Genomic DNA, 19801 nt, shown 5'->3' with positions numbered 1-19801 from the left:
AGGAGGGGGAGTTCGATGAGTTCTGGAGCCACTCCCGGACGGGAAAGGCTGATCGACCAGTTCAAGGCCGACGGCCTGAACGTCATGTTCGGAAATCCGGGGACGGTGGAACAGGGATTCCTCGACGCGGTCGACGCGGCGGAGGACTTCCACTACGTCCTCGCCCTCCAGGAGACGGTGGCCGCGGGCATCGCCGACGGCTACGCCCGCGCCACCGGCGGGGCGGCCCTGCTCCAGCTCCACTCCGGGGTGGGGCTGGGCAACGGCATCGGCATGCTCTACCAGTCGCTGCGGGGCCACACCCCGCTCGTCGTGGTCGCCGGCGACGCCGGGGTGCGCTACGACGCCATGGACGCGCAGATGGCGTCCGACCTGGTGGCGATGGCGAAGCCGGTGACCAAGTACGCGACCCGGGTCACCGACCGGCACTCCGTGCTCCGCACGATCCGCCGCGCGGTGAAGATCGCCCTGACTCCGCCGCGCGGTCCGGTGTTCGTGGCGCTGCCGATGGACGTGCTGGACGAGCTCAACTCCGAGCTCGTCCTGCCCGCCACGGTGCCGCTCACGGACGTGGCGCCCTCGCCCGCCTCGGTGGGGCGGGCGGCGGAGCTGCTGGCCTCCGCCGAGCGGCCGGTCGTCCTCGTCGGGGACGGGGTCGCGCTCTCCGGGGCGCAGCGCGAGCTCGTCGCCGTCGCCGAGCTGCTCGGCGCCGACGTGTACGAGGTCGACTCCTCCGAGGTGAACATCGCGGCCTCGCACCCGCTGCGCCGCGGTCAGACGGGCCACATGTTCGGCCCGCACAGCAAGGAGCTGATCGGTGGGGCGGACGGGGTGCTGATCGTCGGCACCTACGTCTTCCCCGAGGTGTTCCCGGAACTGGAGAGCCCCTTCCGGGCCGGCGCGCGGGTCGTGCACATCGACCTGAACGCCTACGAGATCGCCAAGAACCACCCGGTGGACCTCGGGCTCGCCGCCGATCCCCGGCAGGCGCTGCGCGCGCTGGCCGGCGTACTGGAGCACGTGCTCACCCCCGCGCAGCGGGCGGCGGCGGCCGGGAGGCTGGACGCGCGGACCCGGGAGCGGGTGCGGACGGACCAGGCCGAGCGGGAGGCCAAGGAGGCGGACGGTTCGCCGATGGCGGTCTTCCTGCGGACCCTGGCCGAGCGCACCGGCGGGGACCTGATCGTCTTCGACGAGGCGCTGACCACCTCCCCGCTGGTCACCCGGTACCTGCCGCCGGAGCGGCCGGGCGACTACCACCTCACCCGGGGCGGATCGCTGGGCGTGGGCTTCCCGGGCGCGGTCGGCGTCAAGCTGGCCCGGCCGGAGCGGACCGTCGTCGGCTTCGCGGGCGACGGCGGCTCGATGTACACCTACCAGGCGCTGTGGACCGCGGCCCGGCACGGCATCGAGGCGAAGTTCGTGGTCTGCAACAACCGCAAGTACCGGCTGCTGGACGACAACATCGCCCAGTACTGGCGGGAGCGGGAGATTCCGCAGCACGGCTTCCCGGGCTCCTTCGACCTCTCGCACCCCGAGATCGACTTCGCCGCCCTGGCCCGGTCGCTCGGGGCGGGCGGGATGCGGGTGGAGAAGCCCGACGAGGCGATCGCCGCCGTGGGCCGGATGCTCGCCCACCCCGGGCCGTTCCTGGTCGACATACAGATCTGACACCGCCGGATCTGACACCGCCGGATCTGACACCGCCGGATCTGAACGTACGGACCCCACGCAGAGCACGGACAGACAGGAGGAGACCGCATGCCCGCCGAGCGGCTGACCGAGGACGCGATCCGCGCCTTCGCAGAGAAGTGGTACGTGGCCCTGGACCAGCACGTCAAGCCGGACCAGGTGCTGGCCCTGATCACCGAGGACCTGGAGTTCAAGGTCCCGGAGGACACCTTCCTCGGCCACCAGGGCTTCGGCCGCTGGTACGAGGCGGTCACGAACCGCTTCTTCGACGAGGTGCACACGGTCACCAAGGTGGAGCCCGTCATCGAGGGGGACCGGGCGATCGTCCGGGTCCTCGTCAACTGGCAGGCCAAGATCTGGGACCCGCCGGCCGCCCGCAGCGTGTGGCTGGGCTTCGACGCCGACCAGACCTGGACCGTGGTCGCCGGCCCCGACGGGCCGCTGATCCGGCAGTACACCGTCAACGACCTGGCGCCCATGCCCGGCTCCGCCTCCCTCTGAGCGCCGAACCGATCGCCGAAGGAGAAGCGACGATGACCGAAGTGACACGGGAGCGGGTCGAGGCGGCGTACCGCGCCCTCGGCTCCGGCGACCGGGCCAGGATCCTGGAGTACTACGCGGAGGACCTGCGCTGGCAGGTCCCCGGCAACCATCCGCTCGCGGGCTGGTACGAGAGCCTGGACGCCTTCCTGGAGCTGATGGGCCAGACCCACAAGCTCACGGGCGGCACCTTCCGCATGGACATCGAGGCCGTCCTCGTCGGCGAGGACTGCAGCGCGGACGTCTGCCGCAACGTCGCCGTGCGCGGCGGCGCCGACGAGTCGAGCGGGTCCCCGTACGAGCGGATGGACTACCCGGTCTTCCACTTCATGCGCTGGCGCGACGGCCGGATCGTCGAGGGCCACGACGGGCTCTTCGGCGACACGGCCACCGCCTTCAGCCAGTTCTGGGCGCCCTTCGCGCCCGACGGAACCCGCAGGGACCAGTAGGGGGTTGAGCGCCATGGACGCGCGGCAGATCTTGCAGAAGTACTACGAGTACGCCAACGCCGGTGACTGGGACAGCTGGTGCGACCTGTTCGCCGAGGACCAGGTCATGGACGAGCAGCTCGCCGGCCACATCGAGGGCCTGGAGACGCTGCGGTCGATGATGAAGGGCATGGGGACCATGTACCGGGTCTTCCGCAACGAGCCCGTGCACTTCCTCGTCGACGGGGAGAAGGCCGCGGCCGTCTCCCACCTGACCGCGGTCACCCCCTCCGGGGACGGGATCGAGGCCGAGGTCATGAACTTCTTCCGGATCGTGGACGGAAAGATCGCCTACATGGCGAACTACCACGACACGGTTCCCTTCCAGGTGCTCGGCCAGGGCTGAGGGGGCGCGCGATGGCCGTGGATGAGTACGACTACATCGTCGTGGGATCCGGCACCGCCGGCAGCGTCCTCGCGAACCGCCTCTCCGAGGACCCGGACGTCACCGTCCTGGTCCTGGAGGCGGGGGCGGGCCGCATCCCTCCCGAGGTGGACGATCCGTCCTCCTGGTACAAGCTGCTCGGCGGGCCCGTCGACTGGGGTTACACCAGCGTCCCGCAGCCCGGCCTGGACGGCCGCCGCACGTACGAACCGCGCGGCAAGGCCCCCGGGGGCAGCAGCAACCTCTACATCATGATGCACATCCGGGGCCACGCCTCGGACTTCGACAACTGGGCCTACCAGGGCGCGGCCGGCTGGGCCCACGAGGACGTACTGCCCTACTTCTCGCTGCTGGAGGGCCAGGAGGACGCCACCGCGCCCACCACCGGCACCCGCGGTCCGCAGCGCATCACCCACGCCGGGCGGCACGGTCCCAACCCGGTCTCCCGGGCCTTCATCGACGCCGCCGTCGAGCTCGGGCACGAGGAGATCGCCGACTTCAACACCGACGGGCCGCGGCGCGGACTCTTCGGCACCGGCTGGCACCACATCGACGTGGCGGACGGCCGCCGCCAGGGCGTCCTCGCCGCCTACCTGGAGCCGGCGCTGGACCGCTCCAACCTGACCCTGCGCACCAGTGCGCAGAGCACCCGGCTGCTCTTCGACGGGGACACCTGCACGGGTGTGGAGTACGTCCAGCTCCAGGCCCCCGCCGCGCTTGCGGACGGCGACGCCCCCGGGCGGACCGTGCGGGACGGGCACAGCGAGGCGTCGGCGCCCGGGCTGCACACCGTACGGGCCCGCCGGGAGGTGATCGTGGCCGCCGGGGCGATCGAATCGCCGAAGCTGCTGCTGCTCTCCGGGATCGGGCACCCCGAGCAGCTGCGCGAGCACGGCATCGGGACCGTCGCCGCCCTGCCCGGGGTCGGCGAGAACTTCCACAACCACGTACTGACCGGGCTGATGGCCGAGGTCACCCAGGAACTGCCGCCGCCCGCACAGAACTTGTCGGAGAGCGCGCTGTTCCTCTCGTCCCGGCCCGGGCTGCCGGCGCCGGACCTGCAGATCGCCTTCGTCCACGTGCCGTTCGACGTGATCGTCGGCCAGGACCACCCGAACACGGTGTCCATCCTGCCCGGCGTCGTCCGGCCCGTCTCGCGGGGCTGGATCAAGCTGGCGAGCGCCGATCCGCTGGCCCACCCGCTGATCAACCCGAACTACCTGGGCGACCGCTGGGACCTGGAGCGGATGGTCCAGGGCGTCAAGACCGCCCGGGAGCTCTTCGCGACCTCCGCCTTCTCGCCCTGGTACAAGCAGGAGCTCCAGCCCGGACCCGGCTACGTGTCCGACGAGGACCTGCGCACCTTCGTGAAGCAGAAGTCGGAGAGCTACCACCACCAGGCCGGCTCCTGCCGGATGGGCATCGACGACCTCTCCGTCGTCGACCCCGCACTGCGGGTGCACGGCGTACGGAACCTGCGCGTCGTCGACGCGAGCGTGATGCCCGCCGTCCCGTCGGGCAACTGCCACACCGCCATCGCGATGATCGCCGAGCGCGCGGCGGACTTCCTGAAGGGGGTGTCCCGTGCCTGATGTGGTCCTGCGCGAGGGTGCGCTGAGCGGAACCCGGATCGCGGTCCTGGTCGAGAGCGACTTCTACGAGCCGGAGATCTTCTACTACGGCCACCGGTTCGCGGAGGAGGGCGCCGAGGTCGACTTCCTGACCCGGCTGTGGGGCAACGACTCCATCACCTTCTCCGGGCACGAGTACCGGGCGCCGTTCACCGCCACCCAGTCCCTGGAGGGGCTGAGCGACGAGGACCTGCGGCGCTACTCGGCGATCATCGTGCCCTCGGGCATGGTGGCCGACCGGCTGCGCTACACCGAGGACGTGGACGTACTGGCCCCGGCGACGGAGCTGCTGCGCCGGGCCTTCGAGGAGCCCACGGTCCTCAAGGGGATCATCTGCCACGGCATGTGGCTGGCCGCCTCGATCCCGGACAAGGTGCGCGGCCGCAAGGTCGTCTGCCACAACAACCTCATCGGCGACGTCCGGAACATGGGCGGCGAGTACGTGGACGAGGACGTGGTCGTCGACGGCGACCTGGTCACCGGCCGCACCGGGGCCCACCACCACCTGTTCGCCCGCCGGATCATCGAGCTGATCGCCGCCGACCGGGGCGCGCGGGGCGCTCGGGGCGCGGGAGCGGGGAGTGTACCGGGCGCGCGGGGCACCGCCTGATGGCCCCGATGGTCTGGTCGCACGTGGGCCTGAACTGCGCCGACCAGAAGACCACCGAGGACTTCTACACCCGGTACTTCGGCTTCGCCCGGGCCCGGGTGGTCGACCTCGGAGACGCACAGATCATCTTCCTCCGCCAGGGCGACGTGTACCTGGAGCTCTTCGCGGCCGGCGCCGAGCCGGGCGACACGGCACAGCACGACGGGCCGGCGGCGCCGGGCCGGATGCGTCACCTGGCCTTCCAGACCGACAGCGTGGACGGCTTCCTGGCCACGCTCGGCGACGCGGCCGAAGTGACCCTGGGGCCACTGGACTTCGACGACTTCATCTGCGGGTGGCGGACCGTGTGGGTCCGCGATCCCGACGGGGTGATCGTCGAGGTCAGCCAGGGATTCGAGGACGAACACGGTCACTACGACAAGGACGGTGCATGACATGGCGGACGCCGTGAGCTTCTCCTTCTCCGACACGATCGCCGGCTACGTCGGCCGCTTCGACTCCGGGTCCCGGCTGCTGAGGCTGAAGACCTCGGACGGCCGCGAGTTCGACGTCTCCCTGGCCGGGGACCCCAGCGCCGAGCTGGTCCGCAACCTGGACGAGCCGTACATCGACGCCTCCGGGCACATCGACGAGATGCTCTCGCCGGGACGGTTCCTCTACGTCTACGGGGTGCACTACCCCGAGCAGGGCGGCCGCTTCGAGGCCAAGCGCCTGGTGTTCCTGGGGCGCGGGGCCGAGGACTACCGCTTCGAGGAGCCCAGCTGGTGGATCAAGCAGATCGAATCGCTGGCCGACTTCTACAAGCGGGCGCAGTTCGGCGACGGGCCGGTGGACTTCACCGAGTACCGCACCGAGATCCGGCTCGGCGGTGACAAGACCGCCAGTCATGTCCAGGAGACCGACACGATCTCCCGCCTGGTCTACGGCATGGCCTCGGCCTATCTGCTGACCGGCAAGGACGAGTACCTGGAGGTCGCCGAGCGCGGCACCGAGTACCTGCGCAAGCACATGCGCGTCGTGGACAGCGAGGAGGACGTGGTCTTCTGGTACCACGGCATCAGCGTGGACGGGGACAGCGAACGCAAGCTGTTCACCTCGGAGTTCTCCGACGACTACGACGCGATCCCGATGTACGAGCAGATCTACGCGCTGGCCGGCCCGATCCAGACCTACCGGATCACCGGTGACATCCGGATCAAGAACGACGCGGACGCCACCATCCGGCTGTTCGACAAGTTCTTCAAGGACCCGGAACAGGGCGGCTACTACTCGCACATCGACCCGATCCTCTTCAGCGCCGACCACGAGTCCCTCGGGGAGAACGCGGAGCGCAAGAACTGGAACTCGGTCGGCGACCACGCCCCGGCGTACCTGATCAACCTGTACCTGGCGACCGGGGAGCAGCGCTACGCGGACTTCCTGGAGTACACCTTCGACACGATCGCCGACAAGTTCCCGGACTACAAGAACAGCCCCTTCGTCCAGGAGCGCTTCTTCCGCGACTGGTCCCACGACACCGCGCACAGCTGGCAGCAGAACCGCGCGGTCGTCGGCCACAACCTCAAGATCGCCTGGAACCTGATGCGGATGAACTCGCTGAAGGCCAAGCCGGCCTACGAGGAGCTCGCCCGCAAGATCGGCGAGATCATGCCGGCCGTCGGCAGTGACGTGCAGCGCGGCGGCTGGTACGACGTGGTCGAGCGCGTCAAGTCGGGGGACGAGGAGACGTATCGTTTCGCCTGGCACGACCGCAAGGCCTGGTGGCAGCAGGAGCAGGCGATCCTCGCCTACCTCATCCTGAACGGCACCGTCGGCGGCGACGCGAACCTGCGCGAGGCCCGGCAGGCCCAGGCCTTCTACAACACCTTCTTCCTCGACCACGACGAGGGTGCCGTCTACTTCAACGTGCTCGCGAGCGGGACCCCGTACCTGCTCGGGACCGAGCGGCTCAAGGGCAGCCACTCGATGTCCATGTACCACTCGGCGGAGCTCTGCTACCTGTCCGCCGTCTACAACAACCTGCTCATCAACGGCCGGGAGATGGACTTCCACTTCCAGCCCGACCCGACGAACCTGCCCGACCGCGTGCTGCGCGTCTCGCCCGACCTGCTCCCCGCCGGCTCGGTGCGGATCGCGTCCGTCGAGATCGACGAGAAGCCGTACACGGACTTCGACGCCGACGCGCTCACCGTCCGGCTGCCCGACGTACAGGGCCGGGTCAAGGTCAAGGTCCGGCTCCGCCCGACCGCCCAGTAGCGCTCAACGGGGGCGCCCCACCCAGAGGGGAAAGCAATGACCCTGAACGTGAAGGAACGCCGCAACAAAGCGGGAACCGTGCTCGTCGCCATCGGCGAGATCAACAGCGAGACCTCCGGAGCGCTGCTGCAGACCCTGCTGCCGCTGGTCCGCGAGGGCAGGCCGCTGCGCATCGACCTGACGGCCGTCACCTACGTCTCCAGCGCCGGGCTGCGCACCCTGCTCGTCGTCTACCGCGAGGCCCAGCACGCCGGGGTCGCCGTCACCCTCTACGGGGTGAGCGAGGAAGTCCGGTTCGTCATGTCGGCCACCGGCTTCCTCGACTTCTTCTCCACGGGCGAGGCGGAGGCGGCAGCCTCCAAGGCCGCCGCCAGAGCCGCCGCCAAGCCGGCCGTCCAGGCACGGGCCGCGCGATGAGCCAGCCGACGACCGAACAGGTGCTGCGCGTCGACGCGTACCCGACCCACGAGGTGGGCGGGTACCGCGTCCGGGCCGGCAAGCCGTTCCCCTTCGGGGCCAACGTGGTCCCCGGCGGGGTCAGCTTCTCGGTCTTCTCCGACCAGGCCACCTCCATGACCCTGGTCATCTACAAGCGCGGCGAGCCCGAGCCGATGGCCGAACTGGAGTTCCCCCAGGAGTTCCGCACCGGCAGCGTCTTCGCCATGACGGTCTTCGGCCTCGACCACGAGAACATCGAGTACGGCTACCGGGCCGACGGCCCCTACGACCCGGTCACCGGCCACCGCTTCGACGCCCGCCAGGTGCTCTCCGACCCCTACGCCCGGCTGATCGCCGGCCGTGACGTGTGGGGCGTGGAGCCGGACCGCAGCCGCGGCTACCAGTACCGCTCCCGCGTCTGCCTCCAGGACTTCGACTGGGGCGACGACACCCCGCTGGGCACGCCCGCCGAGGACCTCGTCGTCTACGAGACCCACGTGCGCGGCTTCACCCGCCACCCCTCCTCGGGGGTCACCGCCCCCGGCACCTTCGCGGGGCTGCGCGAGAAGATCCCGTACCTGAAGGAACTCGGGGTCAACTGCATCGAGCTGCTCCCGGTGTTCGAGTTCGACGAGAGCGACAACATGCGCTCCAACCCGGAGACGGGCGAGCAGCTCTTCGACTACTGGGGCTACAACACCGTCTCCTTCTTCGCCCCCAAGGCCGGCTACGCGGCCACCGGACGCTACGGCATGCAGGGCGACGAGTTCCGCACCCTGATCAAGGACCTGCACGCGGCCGGCATCGAGGTCATCCTCGACGTCGTCTTCAACCACACCGCCGAGGGCAACGAGCTGGGTCCGACGATCTCCTTCAAGGGGCTCGACAACGCCACGTACTACATGCTCACGCCCGAGGGGTACTACTTCAACTTCAGCGGCACCGGCAACACGGTCAACTGCAACCACCCCGTCGTGCGCAACTACGTGCTCGACTGCCTGCGCCACTGGGTCGCCGACTACCACATCGACGGGTTCCGCTTCGACCTCGCGGCCATCCTCGGCCGCTCCGCGGACGGCACGCCGCTGCCCAACCCGCCGCTGCTGGAACTGCTCGCCTACGACCCGGTGCTGCGGCACACCAAGCTCATCGCCGAGGCCTGGGACGCCGGCGGCCTCTACGAGGTCGGCAACTTCCCGGCGTACGGCCGCTGGGCGGAGTGGAACGGCAAGTACCGCGACACCGTGCGCAGCTTCCTCAAGGGCGACCCCGGGGTCACCGGGGAGCTCGCCACCCGGATCGCCGGCTCGCCCGACCTCTACTCCAGCCGCGGGACCTCGGCGTCGGTCAACTTCCTGACCGCGCACGACGGTTTCAGCCTGGCCGACCTGGTCTCGTACAACGACAAGCACAACGAGGCCAACGGCGAGGGCAACAACGACGGCGGCAACGACAACGCCAGCTGGAACTGCGGAGCCGAGGGTCCGACCGACGATCCCGAGATCAACGCCCTGCGGCTGCGCCAGATGAAGAACGCCCTGGCCATCCTCTTCACCAGTCAGGGCATCCCGATGCTGCTGTCCGGCGACGAGGTGGCGCGCACCCAGCAGGGCAACAACAACACGTACTGCCAGGACAACGAACTGTCCTGGTTCGACTGGAGCCAGGTCGACGAGAACTCCGAACTGCTCCGGTTCACCCGGGAGATGATCGCCTTCCGCAAGCGCCACCGCGAACTGCGCTCCACCTCCCACCCCACCGGACAGCTCCGCGACACCCTCGGACTGCCCGACATCAGCTGGCACGGGGAGCGGGCCTGGCAGCCCGACTGGTCGGCGGAGAGCCGGCTGCTGGCGGTGGCCCGGTGCGGGACCGGTGACGACGACGTGGTGTACGTGGCCATGAACTCCCACTGGGAGGCGCACGACCTGGAACTGCCCGCCCTCCCGGGCGGCCGCAGCTGGCACCTGTTCGCGGACACCGGGGCCGAGGCCCCGCACGACATCCGCACCCCCGGCGCCGAACTCGAACTGGAGAACGCCGGCAAGTACCTCATCGGTCCGCGCTCGGTCGTGATCCTGGTCGGCCGCACGCCCGACGCCGAGCTCTAGCCGACGGCCTGGCTCCGGCTCATGGCCCAGCTCTAGTCCACGCACCGAAGGAGACCTGACATGCCGCTTTCCGTGTCCCTGAGCATCGAGGGCGACACCACCGTGATCGAGCTCGAGGGTGAACTCGACGCCAAGACCGCGCCGGACTTCCACCAGACCATCGAGAAGGCCGCCGGCCACGGCACCAGCACCGTCGAGATCCGCATGGCCGGCGTCGGCTACATGGCCAGCGCCGGACTGCGCTCCCTGGTCTTCGCCCAGCAGAAGGTGGGGGAGCACGTCACCATCAAGGTGGTCGGCGCCATCGAGCCCGTCGCCCGGACCATCCGGACGGCCGGGCTCGACCGCAGCATCGTGCTCTCCGACGACTGACCCCGATGGACGAGGCGGTCAAGACGGCGAGGACGTCCGCCGAACTGGAAGTGCCGGCCACGCTGGCGGCACTGGGCGACATCGCCGCGCTCGTCCTGCGGCTGGCCGGGAGCGCGGGCCTGGGCAAGGGCGCCGCGTACCGGATCCGGCTGGCCGTGGACGAGCTGGCCACCAACATCGTGATGCACGGGTACCGGGGCGGCGACGGACGGATCACCGTCCGGGGCCGCTCCGGGCCGGGCCGGGTACAGATCTCCATCGAGGACCGCGCCCCGGCCTTCGACCCGGTCCAGGGGCGACTGCCTCCCGAACCGCACACCGCTCCCGAGCGGCGCCGGATCGGCGGACTCGGCATCCACCTCGCACTGACCAGCGTGGACGAGTTCGACTACGTACGCAGGGACGGCCGCAACATCAGCACGCTGACTGTGATGGCTGAGGGGACGGACCCATGCCCTCCACGACCGTGATCATCCTCGACGAGTACCCGCCGCCTCCCCTCGAACTCCTCGGAGCACTGGAGGAGATGGGGGCGGCACTCGTCCCGCGCACGCTGGCCGAACTGCTGGCCGGCCCACTGGAGGAGCTGCCCGAAGCGGACGTACTGCTCGCCCCGGCCCAGGCCGACGGGGACTCCGTACGGACCGCCGTGCGCCGGCTGCGCCGCTGGGCCGGAGCCCCCATCGTCGTCGTGTGGACCGTGACGGAGTTCGCCGCGCTGGAGGCGCACGTCCGGATCGGGCACGACTACCTGGTACCCCCCTTCCTGCCCGCCCTCGTCGGGGCCCGGCTGCACAGCTGCTCGGAGCGCGCCGGACTCGGCCGCACCGTGCGCGAAGCCGACGCCCGCGCCGAACTCATGGGCTACGAGAAGGAGTTGGAGATCGGCCGGGAGATCCAGGCCGGCTTCCTGCCGGAATCGCTGCCCGTCCCCGAGGGCTGGGAGATCGACGTGTGCTTCCGGCCCGCCCGGCAGGTCGCCGGGGACTTCTACGACGTCTTCGAACTCTCCCGCGGCAGGCGCCTGGCCTTCGTCGTCGCCGACGTCTGCGACAAGGGGGTCGGAGCCGCGCTCTTCATGGCGCTCATCCGCTCCCTGCTGCGGCACACCGCCGAGAACAGCGGCCTCCAGCACCTGGTGGCCGCCGGCCGCACCGGCAACAGCCGGCGCATCCCCGTGGTCGGCGCCACCCCGCTGCTCAACGCGGTCACCGCCACCAACGGCTACCTGACCCGCAACCACCTGCGGCAGGGCTACTTCGCCACCCTCTTCTTCGGGGTGCTCGACCCGCTCACCGGATCCCTCGTCTACATCAACGGCGGCCACAACCCGCCGCTGCTGCTGGACGCGGACGGTGGCGAGCCCCGCACGCTGGAGGTCACCGGCCCCGCCGTCGGGGTGCTGCCGGACTGTGTGTACACGCTCGGCTACGCCCAGTTGAACCCGGGTGACACGCTCTTCGTGTTCACCGACGGAGTGCCCGAGGCGCGCTGCCCCAGCGGCGGCTTCCTCGGCGACGAGCGGATGCTGCAGCTGCTGTCCGGCCCCCCGGTCAGCGGCAGGGAGGTGGTTCACCGGATGGACACGGCCGTACGCGAACACACCGGAACAGCCGAACAGCACGACGACGTCACCATGCTGGCCCTGCACCGGCCACGCGCGGCGCGGGGGCCGCACGCGGGCGGGGCCGATCGCCAGGTCGTGGCCTGATGACCCGGACCATCGTGGTGCACTCGTACCGCGGCGGTACCGGAAAGTCCTCGGTGCTGGCGAACCTGGCCCTGCTCCTGGCGGGCGAGGGACGCCGGGTGGGAGTGATCGACACGGACATCCAGTCGCCCACCCTGGACCTGCTCTTCCGGCTCCGGCCCGGCCCGTCACTGGCCGACTACCTGCTCGGCCGGTGCGAGATCGAGGCAGCCGCCCAGGAGGTCACCACGAGCTGCGGCCGCGGTCTGTACGTCGTACCGGCGCGGACCGGGACGGCGGCCCTGCGGGAACTCATGACCACCGGCTACGACGTGGGGCTGCTGCCCGAGGGCTTCGACCGGCTGGCCGTGCACCACGCCCTGGACGTCCTGCTGCTCGACACCCATGCCGGACTCAACAACGAGTCGGTCACCGCGATGGCCAGCGCCGACGTCCTGCTGATCATGGCCCGGGCCGACCGGATCGACCTCCTCGGCGTCGAGGAGACCATCGCCCTGACCGGCCGGCTCGCCTGCCGGCGGACCCTGGTGATGAGCATGGCGCCCGAGGGCATCGACCGGGAGGCCGCCCGGCGGCGGGCCGAAGAGGTCTACCGCACGCCCCTGGCCGGAATCCTTCCCTACGTTCCGGAAATGGCCGCGCTCTACGGGGAACGCATATTCTCCGAAGCCCATCCCGACCACCCTCTGGTCGGTGAATTCCGCACCATCATCTCGGCGTTGGACGCACGTGACGAAGTATCGCGTGCCTGACGCCTCCCCCTTACGCCTCTTGCTAGGGGCGTGTTGAATCGGCAGCGAATCCAGCGCAGCCAGATAGAGGAGAAGAGTCATGAAGATTCTCGTCGTCATGACGGCCAAGGCCACGCTTCATCTGCTGGACGGGGAACAACACCCCTCGGGCTTCTGGGCCGAGGAATTCGCCGTTCCCTACACCCTCTTCAAGAACGCGGGCCACACCGTGGACGTGGCGACGATCGCGGGCGAGTCCCCGACGGTCGACGCGACCAGCATCGACCCCCAGTTCCTCCAGTGGGTCCGCCCCCAGGGCTCCGCCGACACGGACACCGCCAGCGCCGCGGAGTACACCCGTGTCATAGAGAACACCCCGCAGCTGAGGAACCCGATCGCCCTGGAGAGTCTGGGCGAGAAGGACATCGCCGACTACGACGGCATCTACATCAGCGGCGGCCACGGGGCCATCGGTGACCTGCCCAAGTCCGACGAGCTCGCGCAGATCCTGCGCTGGGCCATCGCCCAGGACAAGCCCCTGGCCACCGTCTGCCACGGGCACACCGCCCTGCTGGCCCTGCGCGACGGCGAGGGCCAGTGGCCCTTCGCGGGCTACCGGATGACCGCCTTCTCGCACAGCGAAGAGCTCGTCACCAACATGGCCGGCCGCCTCCCGCTGATCCTGGAGGCCGAACTCACCCGGCTCGGCGCCCGCTACGAGAAGGCCGACGCGATCTGGGACTCGCACGTGGTGGTGGACCGCAAGCTCACCACCGGCCAGAACCCCTACTCCTCCAAGGCCCTCGCGGAGACGTTCTTAACCCAGCTCGCGCAGGGCTAGCCGAAGCGCCCTGCCCCTCGCACCCGAAACCGGAAGGCAGCGACAGCCATGACCCAGCGCGCGCTCAGCGACCAGCCCTTGGCCAACCCCGGGAAACTGTTCATCGGCGGCACCTGGGTCGAGGCCCGGGACGGCCGTACCGAGCCGGACATCAGTCCGGTGGACGGCCAGGAGATCGTGCCGGTGGCCCAGGCCGCCGCCGCCGACGCGGACGCGGCGGTGGCCGCCGCCCGCACGGCGTACGAGGAAGGTCCCTGGAGCAGACTGTCCGCCCAGGAACGCGCGCTGCGGCTGAACCGGGTCGGGGAGCTCATCGAGCGCGACCTCGAGGAGATCGCCCTGCTGGAGACGGTGGACATGGGCAAGCCGTTCGCCTTCTCCTCCACGGTCGACGCCCCCATGGCCGCCCAGCTCATGCACTACTACGCCGGCGCCGTGACCCGGGTGGACGGCTCCTCCCGGGCCCCGGCGGGCGGGCAGCTCGCGTACACCCTGCGCGAACCGCTGGGCGTGGTCTGCGCCATCACCCCCTTCAACTTCCCGCTGCTCCTGTCGATGACGAAGATCGCCCCGGCGCTCGCGGCCGGGAACACCGTGGTCCACAAGCCCTCGCCCGCCACCCCGCTCACCGCCCTGAAGATCGCCGAGCTGTTCCAGGAGGCGGAGATTCCGGACGGGGTGCTGAACGTCATCACCGGTCCGGGCGTGGAACTGGGCGAGACCCTCACCGGACACCCCGGCATCGACAAGATCGCCTTCACCGGGTCCACCTCGGTGGGCCAGTCGATCATCCGCAAGGCGGCCGGCACCCTGAAGAAGGTGACGATGGAGCTCGGCGGCAAGTCCGCCAACATCGTCTTCGCCGACGCCGACCTCGACGCCGCCGAGGAACTCGCCTTCTTCGGCATCTACTACAACAAGGGCGAGATCTGCACCGCCGGCTCCCGGCTGCTGCTGCACCGCCCGATCCACGACGAGATGGTCGAACGGCTCGTGGCCCGCGCGGCCGCCCTGCTGCCCGGGGACCCGCGCGACCCGGCCACCCTCTTCGGACCGCTCGCCCACCGCGGCCAGTTCGACAAGGTCAGCTCGTACATCGAGGTCGGCGAGAAGGAAGGCGCGGTCCTGCGCACCGGCGGCACCGGCTGGACCCCCGAAGGGGCCTCGTCCGACGGCCTGTACTTCCTGCCGACCATCTTCACCGGCGTCGACAACTCCATGCGGATCGCCCAGGAGGAGATCTTCGGGCCCGTCCTGTCGATCATCCCCTTCGACACCGAGGAGGACGCCGTGCGCATCGCCAACGACAGCGCGTACGGTCTCGCCGCCGGGGTCCACACCAAGGACCTGCGGCGCGCCCACCGGGTCGCCTCGCAGATCAAGGCCGGCACGGTCTGGGTCAATTGCTACAACCAGTACGACCCCTCCGTGCCCTACGGCGGCTACAAGGCCTCCGGCTACGGACGCGAGTGCGGCCCCGAGTCGCTGGAGAGCTACACCCAGACCAAGTCGGTCTGGATCGGAATGGACTGACACCCGGCACGGCGCCCCCGGCGCGCGCCCCGGCCGGCACCCCGCTCGCACCGCGACCACCTGAGGAGCCCCCATGCGGATCGGCATCATCGGAACGGGCCGGATCGGATCGACCCTGGCCAGGATCCTCGTGGCGGCGGACCACCAGGTCGTGCTCGCCAACGCCCGGGGCCCGCGGAGCCTCGCGGACCTGCTGGCCGAACTGGGCCCCGCGGCCTCGGCGGCGCACCCCGCCGAGGCCGCGGACCGGTCCGAAGTCCTCGTCCTGATGGTGCCGTTCGACAGCGTCCAGGGGCTGCTGCCCCAGGAAGCCGTACGGGACACCGTGCTGGTGGACGCCACCAACGCCTTCGACGGCCCGGGGAACGCGCGGGACCTCGGCGGCAGGGGATCCAGCGAGTTCGTCGCCGAATGGTATCCGGGGACCCGGATCGTGAAATCCCTGAACACCATGCATTTCGAGACGCTCGCCGTCGCCGGCACCGCGCCGGGCCCGCGTCTGGCCCATTTCACGGCGGGCGACGACGGGAAAGCCAAAGAAATAGTCGCGGGAATCATCACGGATCTCGGATTCGCTCCCGTGGACACCGGTCCGCTGCACTCCGGAGGAATTCTCCAGCAGCCCGGCGGGCCCCTCTTCAACCGGTCGCTCACGGAAGCGCAGGCGCTGGCATGGACCTCTCACTGAATGTCAACGGAAGACCCGAGCAGTTCTCGGCGCAGCCGAACGAACTGCTCGTGGAACGGCTCCGGGACGGCCTCGGGCTGACCGGAACCAAGGTCGGCTGCGACACCGGCCAGTGCGGAACCTGCGTCGTCCGGCTCGACGGCCGCTCCGTCAAGAGCTGCCTCATCCTCACCGCGGCGGCCGCCGGCTCCGCCGTGACCACCATCGAGGGGGTCACCACCCCCGGCGGTGAACTCACCGGCCTCCAGGAGGCCCTGCGCGAGGAACACGGCACCCAGTGCGGCTTCTGCACCCCCGGGATGGTCATGGCCCTGGGTGAGCTCGTGGAGAACACCGAGCACCGCGAGCCGCCCACCGAGCCCGAGATCCGCGAATGGCTCACCGGCAACCTGTGCCGCTGCACGGGCTACCACAGCGTCGTACGGGGAGTGCAGCGCGCCTGCTCCGCGGCCCGCGCGCAGGTGCCCGTGGAGCGGGGCACCGCGCAGCCGGCCACCGTCGCCGCGTCCGGACAGGAGGGGTGAGGGAGATGACCGCAGTCACGGGGGAGACCCCGCTCCAGGCGCCGATCCAGGGCAACGGCCTGCTCGGACAGCCGCTGGACAGCCGCGAGGACCCGCAGCTCCTGCGCGGAGAAGCCACGTACGTCGGGGACATCGACCTGCCGGGCACCGCCCACATGGCGATCCTCGGCAGCCCCGTGGCCCACGCGAAGGTCCTCTCCATCGACACCAAGGCCGCCGAGCAGCTGCCGGGCGTACTGAAGGTGGCCACCGCGGCCGACTTCACCGACGTCATGCCGCTGCCCTGCATCTGGATACCCGGCGGGGTCGAGAGCCACTTCCCGCCCCACCCCTACGGGCTTCCCGGCTCCCGCCCGGTGCTCTCCGGCGACACCGTGCGCCACGTCGGCGACCCCGTCGCCGTGGTCGTCGCCGAGACCCCGCGCCAGGCCGCCGCCGCGCTCGCGGCCATCTCCGTCGAGTACGAGCCGCTGCCCGTGGTGACCCGCGCCGACGAGGCCCTCGCCGAAGGCGCCCCCCAGCTCCACGAGGCCGTCCCCGGCAACCTGAACGCGTACTGGACCTGCGGCGACAAGGACCGCACCGACGCGGCCATCGCCGCGGCCGAGGTCACCGTCGAGCTGGACCTCGTCAACCAGCGGACGATCAACAGCCCCATCGAGCCGCGCGGCGCGGTCGGCGACTACAACCCCGCCACCGGCGAGTACACGCTGTACGCCTCCACCCAGGGCCCGCACAACCACCGCTTCCTGCTCTCCGCGCTGGTCCTCGGCATCCCCTTCAACAAGCTCCGGGTCGTCGCCCCGACCGTCGGCGGCAGCTTCGGCACCAAGGGATACCTGTACCCCGACATGCCGCTGGTCCTGCTGCTCTCCAAGGCGCTCGGCCGGCCCGTGAAATGGGTCGACACCCGCACCGGGCTGATGAACTCCACCGTCCAGGGCCGCGACCACCGCCAGCACGTCACCCTGGCCGGCACCCGCGACGGCCGGATCACCGCCGTGCGCTGCACCAGCTACGCCAACCTCGGCGCCTACCCGTCCACCATCGGCCCCGGTGTCGCCACCGCCCTGATGGGCCGCTCCATCAGCGGCATGTACGACATCGACGCGGCGTTCTGCGAGGTCTACGCGGCCTTCACCAACACCGTCTCGCTCGGCGCCCAGCGCGGCAGCGGGCGGGCCGAGGCCGCGTTCCTGATGGAGCGGCTCGTGGACCGCTACGCCTCCGAGATCGGCATGGATCCGGCGGCGGTGCGCCGCAGGAACCTGGTGCCGAAGGAGAAGTTCCCGTACGACAACGGCCTCGGCTGGACCTACGACTCGGGCGACTACCAGCTCAACTTCGACCGGGCCATCGAGCTCTCGGGCTATGCCGACATGCCCGCCCGCAAGACCGAGGCCCGCACCCGTGGCAAGCGGCTCGGCGTCGGCATCGCCTCCTACGTGGCCATCTGCGGGGTCGGCCCCTCCACCCGGATGTCCAAGGAGGGCATGCTCGGCGGCACTTGGGAGAGCGCGAATATCCGCGTCCACCCCACCGGCGAGGTCACCGTCACCGTGGGCTCCGCCTCCACCGGCCAGAGCCACGGCACCGTCTTCGCGCAGGTCGCCGCCGACGAGCTCGGCATCGACCCGGCGACGGTCCAGGTGTACGAGGGGGACACGCTCAAGGCCCCGTACGGGCAGGGCACTTACGGCTCGCGCTCCTACAGCATGGCCGCGCCGGCCATCGCCCTCACCGCCCGGAAGATCAAGAGCAAGCTGGTCAAGGCCGGCGCCGTCTTCCTCGGCGTCCCGGAGGACAAGGTGGTCTACGCGGACGGCAAGGTATTCGAGGACGGCAACGAGGAGAACACCAAGACCTTCGCCGAGCTGGCGATGGCCATGTGGTACGGCTGGGGACTGCCGCCCGAGATCGAGCCCGCCCTCGACGAGACCACCCACTTCGACCCGCCGGACTTCAACTACCCCTTCGGGACGCACGTGGCGGTCGTCGAGATCGACGAACTGACCGGCGAGACCGAGGTGGTGGCCTACACCGCCGTCGACGACGCCGGAAACATCGGCAACCCGAAGATCGTGCTCGGCCAGATCGAGGGCAGCATCCTGCACGGCCTCGGCCAGGCCCTCATGGAGCACGCCGAGTACGACCCGGACGGGCAGCTCGTGAGCCGGGACCTGAACCACTACGCCCTGCCGCGCGCCATCGACGCGCCCTTCTTCACCCTCGACAAGACCACCACGCCCTCCCCGCACAACCCGCTGGGAGCCAAGGGCGCGGGCGAGATCGCCACCGTGCCGCCCGCCGCGGCCGTCGTCAACGCCGTCGTCGACGCCCTGTCCGACCTGGGCGTCCAGCACATCGACATGCCCGTCACCCCCGAGAAGGTCTGGCGCCGCCTGAGAGGGGAATCCCAGTGATCCTCGCCGATTTCGACTACGTACGCCCCGTCGGCCTCGACGAGGCGCTGACCCTGCTGGCCGGCCGGCCCGGCGCCCGGGTGCTGGCCGGCGGGCAGAGCCTGCTGCCCGGCCTGCGCACGGGGGAGGAGCGGGCCTCCCTGCTCGTCGACCTGCGCCGGCTGGAAGAGCTCCGGGGGGTCGAGCCGGTGCCCGGGGGGCTGCGGATCGGTGCGCTGACCACCCTGGCCGAGCTGGCCGCGGATCCCCTGGTACTGGCCGGGGCGCCGGAGATCGCCGCCGCGGCCCGCGCCAACGGCGACCCCCAGGTCCGCAACCTCGGCACCGCCGGGGGCAACCTCGCCGCCACCGGCCGTGCCACCGACCTGCCCGTCGCCGCCATCGCCGCCGGCGCCACGGCCGAACTGGCCGGTCCCGGCGGGGTGTCGACGCTCACCGCCGAGGAGCTGGCCGCCTCCGGGGTACCGGCGGGCACCGTCATCACCGCCCTGCTCGTCCCGGTGGTGGCCGGCGGCGGCGCCGCCTTCGAGAAGACCGCCGACCGGGCGACCCGCTACCCGGTCTGCGCCGCCGCCGTACGGATCACCCCCGACGGGCCGCGGATCGCGGTCACCGGGGCCACCGCCCGCGCGCTGCGGCTGCGCGGGGTCGAGGAACGGATCGGGGAGGGCCCGTACAGCACGCAGAACGTGCTCGCGGCCTTCCGCGCCGAGCCCCGGGAGCTGTTCGTCCCGGGTCGCGGCACCTCGGCCGAGTACCTCGGCCACCTCGCGGGCGTACTCACCGCCCGCGCGCTCACGAGGGCCGTGCAGGCACCCGCCTGACCG

20 protein-coding genes are annotated in these 19801 nt (G+C 70.6%); all 20 read left to right on the top strand.

The annotated features are described in order from the left end of the window. Window positions 1–15: 15 nt before the first annotated feature. The 20 genes from ACFYYB_RS24080 (at window position 16) to ACFYYB_RS23985 (ending at window position 19798) form a co-directional block, all read left to right on the top strand. Entirely contained in the window at window positions 16–1671 is a 1656-nt protein-coding gene (locus tag ACFYYB_RS24080; RefSeq protein WP_389437343.1) for a thiamine pyrophosphate-binding protein, read from the top strand. Between the two features lie 90 nt (window positions 1672–1761). Then, window positions 1762–2193 (top strand): nuclear transport factor 2 family protein, encoded by a 432-nt coding sequence (locus ACFYYB_RS24075; RefSeq protein WP_389437342.1) that lies wholly within the window; start codon window positions 1762–1764, stop codon window positions 2191–2193. Window positions 2194–2225: 32 nt separating this feature from the next. Continuing rightward, window positions 2226–2681, top strand: a complete 456-nt coding sequence (locus ACFYYB_RS24070) for a nuclear transport factor 2 family protein (RefSeq protein ID WP_389437341.1) — start codon at window positions 2226–2228, stop codon at window positions 2679–2681. Between the two features lie 13 nt (window positions 2682–2694). After that, the gene (locus ACFYYB_RS24065) at window positions 2695–3066 is read left to right on the top strand and encodes a nuclear transport factor 2 family protein (protein WP_389437340.1); all 372 of its coding nucleotides are present in this window, start codon (window positions 2695–2697) and stop codon (window positions 3064–3066) included. An 11-nt stretch (window positions 3067–3077) separates the two neighbouring features. Further along, on the top strand, window positions 3078–4697 hold the full coding sequence (locus tag ACFYYB_RS24060; protein ID WP_389437339.1) for a GMC family oxidoreductase: 1620 nt from the start codon (window positions 3078–3080) through the stop codon (window positions 4695–4697). Further along, a complete protein-coding gene (locus ACFYYB_RS24055; RefSeq protein WP_389437338.1) occupies window positions 4690–5346 on the top strand; it encodes a DJ-1/PfpI family protein in 657 nt (218 codons plus the stop codon). The genes ACFYYB_RS24060 and ACFYYB_RS24055 overlap by 8 nt, the downstream gene beginning before the upstream one ends. 8 nt (window positions 5347–5354) lie before the next feature. Further along, window positions 5355–5780 (top strand): VOC family protein, encoded by a 426-nt coding sequence (locus tag ACFYYB_RS24050; protein ID WP_389437337.1) that lies wholly within the window; start codon window positions 5355–5357, stop codon window positions 5778–5780. Window position 5781: 1 nt separating this feature from the next. Beyond that, entirely contained in the window at window positions 5782–7602 is a 1821-nt protein-coding gene (locus tag ACFYYB_RS24045) for an AGE family epimerase/isomerase (RefSeq protein WP_389437336.1), read from the top strand. 36 nt (window positions 7603–7638) lie between these two features. Continuing rightward, window positions 7639–8019, top strand: coding sequence for an STAS domain-containing protein (locus tag ACFYYB_RS24040; protein WP_383954419.1), 381 nt, complete (start codon window positions 7639–7641; stop codon window positions 8017–8019). Further along, window positions 8016–10151 carry a glycogen debranching protein GlgX gene (gene glgX / locus ACFYYB_RS24035; protein ID WP_389437335.1) on the top strand — a complete coding sequence of 712 codons (2136 nt, stop codon included), beginning with the start codon at window positions 8016–8018 and terminating at the stop codon, window positions 10149–10151. Before ACFYYB_RS24040 ends, glgX begins: the two co-directional genes overlap by 4 nt. Before the next feature lie 60 nt (window positions 10152–10211). Then, window positions 10212–10523 carry an STAS domain-containing protein gene (locus ACFYYB_RS24030; protein WP_327307745.1) on the top strand — a complete coding sequence of 104 codons (312 nt, stop codon included), beginning with the start codon at window positions 10212–10214 and terminating at the stop codon, window positions 10521–10523. Window positions 10524–10528: 5 nt separating this feature from the next. Next, a complete protein-coding gene (locus ACFYYB_RS24025; protein WP_389437334.1) occupies window positions 10529–10993 on the top strand; it encodes an ATP-binding protein in 465 nt (154 codons plus the stop codon). Continuing rightward, complete coding sequence (locus ACFYYB_RS24020; protein ID WP_389437333.1) at window positions 10975–12234, top strand: PP2C family protein-serine/threonine phosphatase; 1260 nt, start codon at window positions 10975–10977, stop codon at window positions 12232–12234. The genes ACFYYB_RS24025 and ACFYYB_RS24020 overlap by 19 nt, the downstream gene beginning before the upstream one ends. After that, complete coding sequence (locus ACFYYB_RS24015; protein WP_389437332.1) at window positions 12234–12986, top strand: AAA family ATPase; 753 nt, start codon at window positions 12234–12236, stop codon at window positions 12984–12986. Before ACFYYB_RS24020 ends, ACFYYB_RS24015 begins: the two co-directional genes overlap by 1 nt. Before the next feature lie 79 nt (window positions 12987–13065). Next, window positions 13066–13806 carry a type 1 glutamine amidotransferase domain-containing protein gene (locus ACFYYB_RS24010; protein WP_389437331.1) on the top strand — a complete coding sequence of 247 codons (741 nt, stop codon included), beginning with the start codon at window positions 13066–13068 and terminating at the stop codon, window positions 13804–13806. A gap of 48 nt (window positions 13807–13854) precedes the next feature. Continuing rightward, window positions 13855–15339, top strand: a complete 1485-nt coding sequence (locus ACFYYB_RS24005) for an aldehyde dehydrogenase family protein (protein WP_389437330.1) — start codon at window positions 13855–13857, stop codon at window positions 15337–15339. Window positions 15340–15412: 73 nt separating this feature from the next. Further along, complete coding sequence (locus ACFYYB_RS24000) at window positions 15413–16027, top strand: NADPH-dependent F420 reductase (RefSeq protein ID WP_389437329.1); 615 nt, start codon at window positions 15413–15415, stop codon at window positions 16025–16027. Further along, entirely contained in the window at window positions 16012–16551 is a 540-nt protein-coding gene (locus ACFYYB_RS23995) for a (2Fe-2S)-binding protein (protein ID WP_389437328.1), read from the top strand. The genes ACFYYB_RS24000 and ACFYYB_RS23995 overlap by 16 nt, the downstream gene beginning before the upstream one ends. 5 nt (window positions 16552–16556) lie before the next feature. After that, window positions 16557–18974, top strand: coding sequence for a xanthine dehydrogenase family protein molybdopterin-binding subunit (locus ACFYYB_RS23990; RefSeq protein WP_389437327.1), 2418 nt, complete (start codon window positions 16557–16559; stop codon window positions 18972–18974). Then, a complete protein-coding gene (locus ACFYYB_RS23985) occupies window positions 18971–19798 on the top strand; it encodes an FAD binding domain-containing protein (RefSeq protein WP_389437326.1) in 828 nt (275 codons plus the stop codon). The genes ACFYYB_RS23990 and ACFYYB_RS23985 overlap by 4 nt, the downstream gene beginning before the upstream one ends. Window positions 19799–19801 lie beyond the last annotated feature (3 nt).

Source organism: Streptomyces sp. NPDC002886, assembly GCF_042888445.1.
GTDB lineage: Bacteria > Actinomycetota > Actinomycetes > Streptomycetales > Streptomycetaceae > Streptomyces.
This window is presented reverse-complemented; position numbering and strand designations above follow the sequence as displayed.